Genomic DNA, 12,571 nt, shown 5'->3' with positions numbered 1-12,571 from the left:
AAAAAAGAGTAGCAATTTTTGCTACTCTTTTTTTAGTATTGTCGCTGTACCTTCCACGACAATATCATCCGATTGATTATATATATTTGTTTGCAACGTAATGATTTTTTTATCGTCACGTTTTTTGATGACCTCTGCTACAACGCGAAGTGTATCGCCGATTTTGACAGGAGCGCGGAATGAAACGTTTTGAGATAAATAAATCGTATTTTTACCCGGGAGTTTCGTTCCAAGGATGGTAGAAATAAAACTTGAAACGAGCATACCATGAGCAATACGTTCTTTAAACATTGTCGTTTTTGCAAAAGAATCTAAAATATGAATAGGATTCACATCTCCAGTCAATTTTGCAAAATTGATAACGTCCTCATCCGTAATCGTTTTTGTAAGTGATGCTTGATCACCGACTTGAATCTCATCATAACGAAGCTCCGGGACGGTTTGTGCTTCTTGAAATGGATTCATTTTGTCCTCCTTCTTTTCCATATCGAAAAATGCTAGCCATCTTGATGTAGTAGGAGGAAGAAAGAGTTTTGTTTGTGCTGCAGTTAGCTCCCACATTTTTCTTACTTGATGGAAGTAAATAGATTTTTTGAGTTTTCCTCGAACTTTTTTGCGAGTTCCAACTGTTTTGTCTTGAAATCTTCCAAAAAACCTTCTAACTGTTTTTGAGCCTCTTCACGTTGTAATTGTTGTTGTTCAATAAATTGCTTCGTTGTTTCTTCAAATTGACCGCTTGTTTGAGTAAGGATAGACAAAGATGTTTTTGTAGGAGAAACAGTTAGCTGTTGCATATGAGCAGAAAGCTCTTTCCATTTGTCTTGCCACTCATTAATTTGATCATTTAAGGAGTTCCCAGTTAATTGCTTCACGTAATCTGTATACTGATTATTGAATTGAGTAGTAAATTGTTGCAGTTCTTTTTCTAGTTCATCTACTCCTGATGTTAATTTATGCAAAGCATCTTGTTGTTGTTTTAATGTTTCTAAAGTAAGTTGCTCTAATTGTTTCCCAGCTGAAGAGAAAAGGGAAAGTGATTGAGACCAGTTTTTCCAAAATGCATCGACTAATTCGTATGGTTTAGTTTCCATTGTTTGACCCCCAAATGTTTTTTTACATATTGTGAACGCAGATTACTCTGCTGTATCACCAGGTGAAGATGAAGAATCTTTTTCATCCTTTTCTGGAGAAGTAGAAAATGGAAAGAATGCATTGGTGTATAACGTGAAAAACGTCCGCAACATATTTTGATAATGCTCAAAAGAAGTCGCACATGTTGTTAAATATTGCTCTCCATATTCAGTTAAAGAATAAATTCTTTTTGCTGGCCCTCCGTCGCTTGTATCCCAAGTAGAAGAAATAAGGTTTTCTTTTTCTAATTTGCGTAGTGTTCTGTACACATTACCTTGGTCAACAGAAGAAAAGCCGATATCCATTAGCATTTGAATAAGTTTGTAACCATGAAGACTCCAGTCTTTAAGACAGAGAAGTAAGAAGGGAACTAAGAAGTTTTTTGGCATGGAGTTTGGTTGTTTTGCTTGGTTGTTCTCCAAACTTTCGCGTTGTTCTGGTTCATTATGTAGCATGATTGTGCATCACCTCATGAATCAGTTAGATGGAATTTTTTGCTTATAAGTGCAATTTACACCTATCTGTTTTTAAAGTCAATACATTTGTTAGAAAATAGAAAAAAATAAAATATAGACTTGAAGTTTTATTCAGAATATTAGAAAATAATGAATAGGTTGAATTGTTTCAAAAACAAAAAAGGGAGTGTAGGTAAAGTGATTGATCAAAAATTCGATCCACTACAAGCATGGAAAAATGCTTATGAACAAACCGAAACATTTTGGGGAAAAGCGCTCAATGAAACAATTAAAACAGAAGAATATTCTGCTTGGATGGGCAGCGTTCTAGATTTGAATTTGTTTTATCAAAAAGCATTAAATGATACGACAAAAAATTATTTAGAGCAGGTGAATGTGCCTACGAAAGAGGATATCGCTAGAGTGGCTACGCTTGTTATTAACTTAGAAAATAAAGTGGATAACATTGAGGAGTTTCTAGAAGATAAGGTAGAGTCAGTAGGACAAGCTCCTACATTAAAGCGCGATGTTACGAAAGTAAAACAAGATATTCGCACATTAGAAACGAAAGTTGATCAAATTTTAGAATTGCTAGAAAAGCAAAATGCAGTACTAGCAAAACTACAAGAACCTGTAAAAGAAGAAGTAAAACCTACGAATAAGCCAGAAAATAAAAAGTGATAATAGCGCTTGTTTATAACATATGAAAGAGAAAGGGAGAATCTCTTTTCTATGTATAAACAGCGAAACATAATTATATAGGGACTCCATAGTATGAGTACCAAAATGATTCATAATAGTCGTTCACAAATTCATTTAAGGGGGAAAAGAAATGGTTCAATTAAATGGAAAAGTAGCAATCGTAACAGGTGGGGCAAAAGGGATTGGAAAAGCGATCACAGTAGCGTTAGCACAAGAGGGCGCAAAAGTTGTTATTAACTATAACAGCAGCAAAGAAGCAGCTGAAAACTTGGTAAATGAACTAGGAAAAGAAGGACATGACGTTTATGCAGTTCAAGCAGATGTTTCTAAAGTAGAAGACGCAAATCGACTTGTAGAAGAAGCAGTGAATCATTTTGGTAAAGTTGATATTCTTGTTAATAATGCTGGTATTACAAGAGATCGTACATTCAAAAAGTTAAATCGTGAAGATTGGGAACGCGTAATTGACGTGAACTTAAGCAGTGTGTTTAATACGACAAGCGCGGTACTTCCATACATAACGGAAGCAGAAGAAGGTAGAATTATTAGCATTTCTTCTATTATTGGTCAAGCCGGTGGATTTGGACAAACAAACTACTCAGCAGCGAAAGCAGGTATGCTAGGATTTACAAAATCATTAGCATTAGAGCTTGCAAAAACAAATGTAACTGTAAACGCTATTTGCCCAGGATTTATTGATACTGAAATGGTAGCAGAAGTACCAGAAGAAGTACGCCAAAAAATCGTTGCGAAAATCCCGAAAAAACGTTTTGGTCAAGCTGATGAAATTGCAAAAGGTGTAGTATACCTATGCCGTGACGGTGCTTATATCACAGGTCAGCAATTAAACATTAACGGCGGATTATATATGTAATGAAGTAAGAAAAAAGTGCATATCCATAGCAGGAATGCACTTCTTTTTTTAGAAGGAAATTGACCAAAAAGGAGATAGAAAAATGACTACATTCGCAACAGAATGGGAAAAGCAATTAGAGCTATACCCAGAAGAATACCGAAAAGCATACCGCCGAGTGAAAAGGGCGAGTGAAATTTTATTACGTGAACCAGAGCCACAAGTAGGATTAACGCCGAAAGAGGTTATTTGGACGAAGAATAAGACGAAGCTTTATCGCTACATTCCAAAACAAGAAAAAACACAAAGAGTTCCAATTCTATTAATATATGCTCTTATTAATAAACCATATATTATGGATTTAACTCCTGGAAATAGTTTAGTGGAATATCTAGTGGACCGTGGTTTTGATGTGTATATGCTTGATTGGGGCACATTTGGTTTAGAAGATAGTCATTTGAAATTTGATGATTTTGTGTTTGATTATATTGCAAAAGCAGTGAAAAAAGTAATGCGAACTGCAAAATCGGACGAGATTTCTTTACTTGGTTATTGCATGGGGGGAACGTTAACTTCTATTTATGCGGCACTTCATCCGCACATGCCAATTCGTAACCTAATCTTTATGACAAGTCCTTTTGATTTCTCTGAAACAGGATTATATGGTCCTTTATTAGATGAGAAATACTTCAATCTAGATAAAGCGGTTGATACATTTGGAAATATTCCGCCAGAAATGATTGATTTCGGAAACAAAATGTTAAAACCAATTACGAACTTTGTTGGTCCATATGTTGCTTTAGTAGATCGTTCAGAGAATGAGCGCTTCGTTGAAAGCTGGAGGTTAGTTCAAAAGTGGGTTGGCGATGGTATTCCGTTCCCAGGTGAATCATACAGACAGTGGATTCGTGATTTTTATCAAAACAATAAATTGGTTAAGGGTGAACTCGTTATTCGTGGACAAAAGGTAGACCTTGCAAATATTAAGGCGAATGTCTTAAATATTTCAGGGAAACGTGATCATATCGCCCTGCCATGCCAAGTAGAAGCTTTGCTGGATCATATTTCTAGCACAGATAAACAATATGTATGTTTACCAACGGGACATATGTCAATCGTTTATGGCGGAACAGCTATAAAACAAACGTATCCGACGATTGGAGATTGGCTTGACGAGCGTTCGAAGTAAAAATAAAAAATCCAACTAGCCTATGTTAGTTGGATTTTTTTATGGAAAATAACAAAACATAGAAAGGAGAAATTTATATTGTAGGAGTATAATTATGAAGCTTATGACTGGTAAGTTGTTTTGGGATACGGGAGCTTCTATACCTTGTTATCCATCGTTAGAAAATGATATGATATGTGATGTGCTCGTAGTTGGAAGCGGCGAAGCAGGTGCTCAAATAGCGTATTCGTTAGCGAAAATTGGAATGCGCGTTATACTTATTGAAAAAAATATGATTTCGTGTGGTAGCACAGCTGCGAATACAGGGTTATTACAATTTCTTCATGATAAATCGTTAACCTCACTTATCCATACATTTGGTGAAGAAAAAGGGGTACGAGCATATAAGCTTTGTTACGAAGCGTTACGAACAATGGAGAAAGTTGTACCGACTCTCGATATCGATCCCCAGTTTATTCCGCGAAATAGTTTATATTATGCAAGTAAAAGTGAAGACGTCTTATTTTTACAAGAGGAATACAAAACGTTACAGAATTATGAGTTTCCAGTTGAGTATTTTACAGCATCTGATATTAAGGAACGGTATCCTTTTACAAAACAAGCGGCATTATATACACACGGTGATGCTGAGGTAAATCCGTATTTATTAGCGCATAGCCTTTTGCATAAAGCAAATCAAATGGGTGCTACTATATATGAACATACAGAGGCCATACATATAAAAAAACGTCAAAATGATTTAATTTGTTATACGAAAACAGGAAATCAAATTGTAGCAAAGAATATTATTATGGCGACGGGTTATGAAACACTTTTTGGAAAGAAAGAAAAAAATGCAATAGTAGAAACTTCTTATGCAATTGTAACAAATGAAATAGATCAGTTTGAAGGTTGGTATGAGCGATCATTAATTTGGGAAACAGCACGGCCGTATTTATATTTTCGAACGTATAAAAACCGTATTATTGTAGGCGGATTAGATGAAGCAATGCAAATTCAAACAATCGGTGATACGAAATTATTGCATAAGCGTGACATCCTTATTAACATTGTAAAAGAGATGTTCCCGCAGTATAAAACTATACAGGCAGACTACTATTGGGCAGCAGCATTTGGCAGTAGTCATGATGGTCTTCCTATTTTAAAAGAAGACAAAAAGATACATAATTTATTTTACGCATTACCGCATGGAGGTAATGGAACTGTGTATGGAATGGTATTTGCAAAAATATTTGAGCAGTTACTTACAAATAAAGAAAGGGAAGATTTTTCTTTATTTAATCGATAGAAAAAAGGTAGCGAAGTGATGGAATGAGAGATATAAAAAAGTTTTTACAAAAATTACGTCCCGTACAACTTATTGTTTTATTTTATTTATTAGCAGTAGTTGTATCGGTAATATTACTTAGTTTACCGTTTGTTACGAAGGCAGGTGTGAAATGGACATTTATTGATGCTCTATTTACATCTGTGAGTGCGGTAAGTGTTACGGGTCTGTCTGTTGTTACAATTTCAGATACATTTACTACGGCAGGAATTATTATTTTAGCCCTTATTTTGCAATTAGGCGGCTTAGGAATTATGGCGCTTGGTACATTTGTTTGGATCATAACGGGGAAAAAGATTGGTTTGCAGAGAAGAAGACTCATTATGGCAGACCATAATCAAGGGAACTTATCAGGCCTTGTAGAATTGATGCGTTCTATTTTAATTGTAATTATTTCGATAGAACTTATTGGAGCAATATTATTAGGCACGAGATTCCTACTTTATTTTCCAACTTGGCAAGAAGCTTATTTTCACGGTTTCTTTGCGGCTGTTAGTGCAACTACGAACGGTGGATTTGATTTAACAGGACAATCGCTAATTCCGTATAAAAAAGATTACATTGTTCAAATGATTCATATGTTACTTATTATTTTAGGAGCAATCGGCTTCCCTGTATTAATGGAAGTGAAACAATTCCTTAGTAAAAGGAGACAGCAACTATTTCGTTTTTCGCTATTTACAAAATTGACGACAACAACATTTTTTGCGCTCGTGGTCGTTGGAACGATTATGATTTTTTTACTAGAACGAAATCATTTTTTAGCAGGAAAGTCATGGCATGAAACAGTTTTCTATACACTATTCCAATCTGTGACGACGCGAAGCGGGGGACTTGCTACAATGGATATACTTGAATTGTCACAACCGACGCTTTTATTTATGAGTATATTAATGTTTATAGGAGCATCTCCAAGTTCGGTTGGGGGCGGGATACGTACAACAACATTTGCTGTTAGTATATTGTCACTATACACTTTTGCAAGAGGCGGGAGAACGGTTAGAGTCTTCAAACGTCAGCTACATGAAGAGGACGTGCTGAAAGCATCTGTCGTTATGACAATGGGGATTTTATTATGTGCCACAGCACTATTTATTTTATCTATTACGGAAAATGTACCGCTTATGAGTTTAATTGTTGAAGTCTGTTCTGCTTTCGGGACGACAGGACTATCGACAGGTATTACGCCAGATTTAACAACTGTTGGTAAACTTGTACTCATTGTACTTATGTTTATCGGGCGTGTCGGTATTTTAACATTTATACTAGCTAGTGGCGGAAGAGAACAGCCACCTCGCTATAAATATCCGAAAGAGAGAATTATTATTGGATAGTATGAAACCATTCTACCTATGTTAGGTAGAATGGTTTTTTAGTCATTAATGCCAAATTGCGGATGCATAAAAGTATCCTTCTTATTATCTCCTTCTTTTTTTAGTAACTCTTGATTTTCTTCTGAAATCCACCCAATATCATTTGTAGGATGGATCCATTCTTCTCCAGCCATAATGGCAGGATCTACATCATCACTCCAATTGTGAAGTGGACTGTTCTCGGAATCATATTTACTGTCTCCGATTACGACGTCATATTGATTTATGAAAGGTTGTTGCATCTTCTTTCCTGTTCCTTTAAAAGATGGGAAATTCATTTGATGCGGGAGCGTTTCATCTAAAATGGGTGACTGGATTTTATCTTTCTTCTTCAAAATAAGAGCTCCTTTTTATTATGATTTCTTCATATGTAGTATTTCCATCTAGCAGTTCTTATGTACTTGTTAACACTTGCCAGTAATAATTATTTTAGCTTGCTTCAAACTAGAGTAGAAAGTGAATTTTTGAGAGCAGGTGAATGTATTGGTAAAAAGAAAAGTGAAACAAAATGCGGCAATCAACAATAATAAAACTCCGAAAGAAAGCTTACCAGATGCAGAATTTGCATTAGAGTATGAAGGAGAAAATAGCGCGAAGTATGCAAATCGTAATTCAAAAAAAGGTAAACAAAAGTGAGGCGTTTTTTACAAACGCCTCATTTTTTTGTGGGATTATAAAGGTTTTTTTAATTATTTGTAAATTTAGTGTTCATTATTAGCAGAAAAATGCGAAAAAACATAGAAGTAGCAACGTATTACACAAAAACAAACAACAAACAAAAGATTAATGTTGGTTTAATACTGCTTTTACACTAGTTGTTTATATTTGAGTTGTACATAAGATTTGTAAAAGGAGAGAGAGATAGTGAAAAAAACAATCTTTAAAGCTGTAGCAACTGGAATGGTATTTTCGTTATTAATGGGGTGTGGTGCAAAGAAAGAAGAAAGTGCTGGGGCAAAAGTAAAAGATGATAAATTATCTGGATCATTAACTGTTTACACAGCAATTGAAGAAGAACTTGTACCAATTTATCTTGATTCTTTTAAAAAGAAATATCCAGATGTGAAGCTGAATATTGTTCGTGATTCAACTGGAGTTATTACAGCAAAATTGCTAGCTGAAGGAAAAAATACACAAGCAGATGTTGTATGGGGAACTGCAGCTTCAAGTCTATTAGCGTTAGATAAAAAAGATATGTTAAAAGGATACTCTCCAAAAGGAGCGGATCGCGTTTTACCGCAATTTAAAGATGATAAACAACCAGAAAAATGGGTAGGAAATACTGCATTTATGACGGGGATTGCTATAAATAAAGAAGAATTAAAGAAGAAAAATTTACCGATGCCAGAATCATACGAAGACTTAACGAAACCAGAGTATAAAGGAACGCTTGTTATGCCACATCCAGCATCTTCTGGAACAGGATTTTTAACAGTTTCTGCATGGTTACAAATTATGGGTGAAGATAAAGGCTGGGATTACATGAAGAAACTTCATGATAATATGGCAACTTATACTCATTCAGGTTCAAAACCAGCGAAATTAGCGGGTGCGGGTGAATATCCAGTTGGTGTATCGATGGTTTATAGTGCTTTGAAAGAGAAACAAAAAGGTGCACCAGTTGAAGTTGTATTGCCAAAAGAAGGATTAGGTTGGGAAGTAGAAGCGAACGCACTTATTAAAAAAGATAATGAAAAAAATGAAAAATTAGCGCAAGCATTTTTAGATTGGGCAATTACTGATGATGTAATGAAGTTATACTTCGAGAAAAATGGATTTGCGACAATTAAAAATGATTATAAACTTCCAGACGGATTCCCTAAAGATGTGACGGAAAAGTTATACAAAAAGAACGACTTTAAGTGGGCAGCAGAAAATCGTGACAAAATTTTAGAAAAATGGGAAAAAGAGTTTGGCCAAAAAGCAGAACCGAAAAAGTAAGTGAGTGGGAGAGAGAAAAAATGAGCGAATATTTATCAATTCAACACATTCAAAAACAGTTTGATGCATTTACAGCGTTAAAAGATATTTCTTTTACTGTGAAAAAAAATGAGTTTGTATGTTTATTAGGCCCAAGTGGTTGTGGGAAAACAACATTGCTTCGAATTTTAGCAGGGCTAGAAGAGGCGACAACAGGTAGTATAGCTGTGAATGGAAAAGATATTACAGCATTACCTCCTGGAAAGAGGAATTTCGGAATGGTGTTTCAATCCTATGCGTTATTTCCGAATTTAACAGCACTTGAAAACATTGAATACGGCTTAAAGACAAAAAAGTATGGAAAAGCAGAAGTAAAAGAGAAGGCGCTATCGGCGTTAGAACTAGTTGATTTACTGAATGTAAAAGATAAATATCCTGCTCAAATGTCTGGTGGACAACAGCAGCGAGTAGCACTTGCACGTGCACTCGCTCTGTCTCCAGATATTTTGTTACTCGATGAGCCGTTATCTGCTTTAGATGCAAAAGTACGTGAAAAGTTACGTAGAGAAATGCGTGATTTGCAAGAAAAAGTAGGAGTGACAACTATTATGGTCACGCATGATCAAGAAGAGGCATTAACGATGGCTGATAAAATTGTTGTAATGAATCATGCGGAAATTATGCAGATTGGCACACCAGAGGAGATTTACCAAAGACCAGCCAATCCGTTTGTGGCAGATTTTATTGGTTCTATTAATTTCTTTTCGAAAAATAACGAAGAACATGCAATTCGTCCGGAACATGTAACAGTCGTACAAAATAATGGTATGAAAACAATTGTAGAAAGCATGGAGTTTCGCGGATCTGTATACCGGACAGAAGTGCGCGTTATAGATGAGAAAACGCATCTATATAATGAGAAAATCGTTGTAGATATATTGGCATCAGAAGTAGAAAAAACAGCCATTAGGAAAGGAAAGCCAATTCAAATCTCTTTCTCAGAAAATCATATGTTGTCATATGGAAAGAAGGTTGTTGTATAGATGGAGATGTTAGAAGATTTAAAGGTAGAAAATACGAAAAAAAAGATTAAGAGACGTATCGGTAAAGAAGAGTGGGTACAAAGACTATTAATTATTGGTATGATCCTTGCCTTTTTGATTATGCTTGTATTGCCGCTATTACAATTATTTACACAAGCTTTTTATGATAAAGATGGAGCTTTCATTGGTGTTGCGAATTTCAGTAAATATTTCACAACACCAACGCTAGTTCAATCATTACAAAATACGGTATGGGTTTCGGGTGCAACAACAATTATTGCAGTAACACTCGCTTTCGCTTACGCCTATGCGATCGCTCGTACGAATGTATTTGGAAAGCGTGTATTTCAATATGTCGCGTTGTTACCATTATTCGCACCAACGATGATGCATGGTATCGCACTTACATATTTATTTGGTAATCAAGGATTAGTAACGAAAGGGATGTTTGGTTTATTTGAAGGTATACAAATCCCTTTATATGGACCAGTAGGAATTGTAATGGCTGAAGTCATGTATACATTTCCGCAAGCATTTCTTATATTATTAATTGCTTTCCAAGGTTCTGATTATCGTTTATACGAAGCTTCTAATATGTTGGGAGCGAGTAAAACAAAGCAATTTCTCACTGTTACTTTACCTAGTGTAAAGTATGGATTAATTAGTGCGATGTTTGTTGTGTTTACACTTAGTTTTACTGATTTTGGCGCACCAAAAATTGTTGGTGGGCAATATAATGTACTTGCTACTGATGTATACAAACAAGTAATTGGACAACAAAATATGCCGATGGGTGCAACTGTAGGAATGATTTTATTAATCCCAGCTATATTTGCATTTGCAGTTGATCGCATTACGCAAAGAAAGCAGGCGAATTTCTTATCTTCCAAAGCAGTGCCATATAGAATAACGGCTAATAAGAAAAGAGATGTAGTCTCATTCATATATTGTAGTGTGATTACACTTATGATTATTCTTTTATTTGTGGCGGTTGGTATTGCTGCAAGTGTGAAAGTATGGCCATATAATATGAGTTTTACATTTGAGCATTTTAATTTTTCGAGTTTAACAGGAGATGGACTTGAAGCATTTAAAAATAGTGTGATTGTCTCAGCAGTTACAGCAGTTATTGGGGCAATTTTAACATTTATGTTCGCATATGCGATTGAGAAAATAGATCAGCTAAAGTTTTTCCGAAAAACAGGCTACTTTTTCTCGATTGTCCCTTTAGCAATCCCAGGTTTAGTACTTGGATTGGGATACGTCTTTTTCTTTAGTCAACCAACGATTCAAATACTTGGACTTTCAGTAACGAATCCGTTTCATTCTTTATACGGAACAATTGCTGTGCTAGTACTAGTCAATATCATTCATTTTTATTCGGTAACATTCGTTACCGCAACGACTGCTTTAAAGAAATTAGACCGAGAGTTTGAGCTTGTTTCGCAGTCGATGGGCATTCCGTTTTATAAAACATTCTTTAGAGTAACAGTACCGATGTGTTTACCAGCAATTTTAGAAATGGTGATGTACTATTTCGTCAATTCGATGGTAACTGTGTCAGCGGTTGTATTCTTATACGCAGCTGATTTTAAACTAGCTGCCGTATCAATCGTAAATATGGATGATGCAGGAAATGTAGCGCCAGCAGCTGCAATGAGTGTACTTATTGTTGTTACAAATATTGTAGTGAGAGTTGTATATGAATGGGGAACGAAAGCACTTCGTAACCGAACTTCACAATGGCAAAAAAGATAAGTGAGAAGGGTGATGGATTGAATGAAAATAGAAGCAGTTATTTTTGATTGGGCAGGTACGACAGTTGATTACGGATGTTTTGCACCACTGGAAGTATTCATAAAAATTTTTCGTAAACGTGGTGTTAAAATTACAGATGAAGAAGCCCGTAAACCGATGGGATTATTAAAGATCGATCATGTAAGGGCACTAACAGAAATGCCTCGTATTGCGAATGAGTGGGAGCGTATTTTCGGACATTTACCAACAGAAGCAGACATTCACGAGATGTATGAAGAGTTTGAAGAAATACTCTTTACTATTTTGCCACACTATGCCACGCCAATTGATGGGGTGAAAGAAGTGGTTGCTTCATTACGTAAAAGAGGCCTTAAAATTGGCTCAACAACTGGTTATACGAGAGAGATGATGGACATTGTAGCAAAAGAGGCAGCACTACAAGGATATAAACCTGATTTTCTTGTAACACCAGATGATGTTCCTGCTGGGCGTCCATATCCGTGGATGTGCTATAAAAATGCGATAGAACTTGGTGTATACCCGATGAATCATATGATAAAAATTGGAGACACGGTATCAGATATGAAAGAGGGAAGAAATGCTGGTATGTGGACGGTTGGTGTAATTCTTGGTAGTAGCGAACTCGGCTTAAGTGAAGAGGAAGTGGAGAACATGGATCCAGTAGAACTTCGTGAAAAAATAGAAGTAGTTCGTAATCGCTTTGTTGAAAATGGAGCGCACTTTACGATTGAAACGATGCAGGAACTCGAAAGTGTAATGGAACATATTGAGAAACAACAACTTATTATTTCATAAAAGG

General features: G+C 35.7%; 14 protein-coding genes. 10 read left to right on the top strand and 4 right to left on the bottom strand.

The genetic code is table 11. The features are described from left to right. Positions 1–21: 21 nt before the first annotated feature. The 3 genes from MR147_RS08085 to phaQ form a co-directional block, all read right to left on the bottom strand. Complete coding sequence (locus MR147_RS08085) at positions 22–465, bottom strand: MaoC family dehydratase (RefSeq protein WP_001067916.1); 444 nt, start codon at positions 463–465, stop codon at positions 22–24. A gap of 101 nt (positions 466–566) precedes the next feature. Next, the gene (phaP, locus tag MR147_RS08080; RefSeq protein ID WP_000448589.1) at positions 567–1,091 is read right to left on the bottom strand and encodes a polyhydroxyalkanoic acid inclusion protein PhaP; all 525 of its coding nucleotides are present in this window, start codon (positions 1,089–1,091) and stop codon (positions 567–569) included. A 42-nt stretch (positions 1,092–1,133) separates the two neighbouring features. Then, a complete protein-coding gene (phaQ, locus tag MR147_RS08075; RefSeq protein WP_000903020.1) occupies positions 1,134–1,586 on the bottom strand; it encodes a poly-beta-hydroxybutyrate-responsive repressor in 453 nt (150 codons plus the stop codon). 198 nt (positions 1,587–1,784) lie between these two features. Between phaQ and phaR the strand changes: the two genes are divergently transcribed. From phaR to MR147_RS08050, 5 genes are all read left to right on the top strand, one after another. Continuing rightward, positions 1,785–2,267 (top strand): polyhydroxyalkanoic acid synthase subunit PhaR, encoded by a 483-nt coding sequence (phaR, locus tag MR147_RS08070; protein ID WP_000566940.1) that lies wholly within the window; start codon positions 1,785–1,787, stop codon positions 2,265–2,267. A 151-nt stretch (positions 2,268–2,418) separates the two neighbouring features. After that, a complete protein-coding gene (locus MR147_RS08065; protein WP_000250412.1) occupies positions 2,419–3,162 on the top strand; it encodes an acetoacetyl-CoA reductase in 744 nt (247 codons plus the stop codon). A gap of 82 nt (positions 3,163–3,244) precedes the next feature. Beyond that, a complete protein-coding gene (phaC, locus tag MR147_RS08060; protein WP_000206334.1) occupies positions 3,245–4,330 on the top strand; it encodes a class III poly(R)-hydroxyalkanoic acid synthase subunit PhaC in 1,086 nt (361 codons plus the stop codon). Between the two features lie 94 nt (positions 4,331–4,424). Continuing rightward, positions 4,425–5,618: an NAD(P)/FAD-dependent oxidoreductase gene (locus tag MR147_RS08055; RefSeq protein WP_242303911.1), complete on the top strand. Its 1,194-nt coding sequence runs from the start codon at positions 4,425–4,427 to the stop codon at positions 5,616–5,618. A 23-nt stretch (positions 5,619–5,641) separates the two neighbouring features. Next, entirely contained in the window at positions 5,642–6,991 is a 1,350-nt protein-coding gene (locus MR147_RS08050) for a TrkH family potassium uptake protein (protein ID WP_074607952.1), read from the top strand. Between the two features lie 38 nt (positions 6,992–7,029). Here MR147_RS08050 and MR147_RS08045 read toward each other — a convergent pair whose 3' ends face one another. Then, positions 7,030–7,365, bottom strand: a complete 336-nt coding sequence (locus MR147_RS08045) for a DUF3905 domain-containing protein (protein ID WP_000725962.1) — start codon at positions 7,363–7,365, stop codon at positions 7,030–7,032. 148 nt (positions 7,366–7,513) lie between these two features. Between MR147_RS08045 and MR147_RS08040 the strand changes: the two genes are divergently transcribed. The 5 genes from MR147_RS08040 to phnX all read left to right on the top strand — a co-directional run bounded on the left by MR147_RS08040 (position 7,514) and on the right by phnX (position 12,567). After that, positions 7,514–7,666, top strand: a complete 153-nt coding sequence (locus tag MR147_RS08040; protein WP_000240799.1) for a hypothetical protein — start codon at positions 7,514–7,516, stop codon at positions 7,664–7,666. Between the two features lie 228 nt (positions 7,667–7,894). Next, entirely contained in the window at positions 7,895–8,971 is a 1,077-nt protein-coding gene (locus tag MR147_RS08035; protein WP_000750888.1) for a putative 2-aminoethylphosphonate ABC transporter substrate-binding protein, read from the top strand. 20 nt (positions 8,972–8,991) lie between these two features. Beyond that, positions 8,992–9,993 (top strand): putative 2-aminoethylphosphonate ABC transporter ATP-binding protein, encoded by a 1,002-nt coding sequence (locus tag MR147_RS08030; protein WP_000006186.1) that lies wholly within the window; start codon positions 8,992–8,994, stop codon positions 9,991–9,993. After that, a complete protein-coding gene (locus tag MR147_RS08025; RefSeq protein WP_139302781.1) occupies positions 9,994–11,751 on the top strand; it encodes a putative 2-aminoethylphosphonate ABC transporter permease subunit in 1,758 nt (585 codons plus the stop codon). A gap of 21 nt (positions 11,752–11,772) precedes the next feature. After that, a complete protein-coding gene (gene phnX, locus MR147_RS08020; protein ID WP_074607949.1) occupies positions 11,773–12,567 on the top strand; it encodes a phosphonoacetaldehyde hydrolase in 795 nt (264 codons plus the stop codon). Positions 12,568–12,571 lie beyond the last annotated feature (4 nt).

Origin of the sequence: Bacillus cereus group sp. BfR-BA-01350 (genome assembly GCF_022663775.1) — a bacterium.
In the GTDB taxonomy this organism is placed as follows: Bacteria; Bacillota; Bacilli; order Bacillales; family Bacillaceae_G; genus Bacillus_A; species Bacillus_A paranthracis.
This window is presented reverse-complemented; position numbering and strand designations above follow the sequence as displayed.

Excerpts from the sequence above, each read along its gene's own strand:
- MR147_RS08085 (WP_001067916.1), bottom strand. The coding sequence starts at position 465 with ATGAATCCATTTCAAGAAGCACAAACCGTCCCGGAGCTTCGTTATGAT.
- phaP (WP_000448589.1), bottom strand. The coding sequence starts at position 1,091 with ATGGAAACTAAACCATACGAATTAGTCGATGCATTTTGGAAAAACTGG.
- phaQ (WP_000903020.1), bottom strand. The coding sequence starts at position 1,586 with ATGCTACATAATGAACCAGAACAACGCGAAAGTTTGGAGAACAACCAA.
- MR147_RS08065 (WP_000250412.1), top strand. The coding sequence starts at position 2,419 with ATGGTTCAATTAAATGGAAAAGTAGCAATCGTAACAGGTGGGGCAAAA.
- phaC (WP_000206334.1), top strand. The coding sequence starts at position 3,245 with ATGACTACATTCGCAACAGAATGGGAAAAGCAATTAGAGCTATACCCA.
- MR147_RS08055 (WP_242303911.1), top strand. The coding sequence starts at position 4,425 with ATGAAGCTTATGACTGGTAAGTTGTTTTGGGATACGGGAGCTTCTATA.
- MR147_RS08050 (WP_074607952.1), top strand. The coding sequence starts at position 5,642 with ATGAGAGATATAAAAAAGTTTTTACAAAAATTACGTCCCGTACAACTT.
- MR147_RS08030 (WP_000006186.1), top strand. The coding sequence starts at position 8,992 with ATGAGCGAATATTTATCAATTCAACACATTCAAAAACAGTTTGATGCA.
- MR147_RS08025 (WP_139302781.1), top strand. The coding sequence starts at position 9,994 with ATGGAGATGTTAGAAGATTTAAAGGTAGAAAATACGAAAAAAAAGATT.
- phnX (WP_074607949.1), top strand. The coding sequence starts at position 11,773 with ATGAAAATAGAAGCAGTTATTTTTGATTGGGCAGGTACGACAGTTGAT.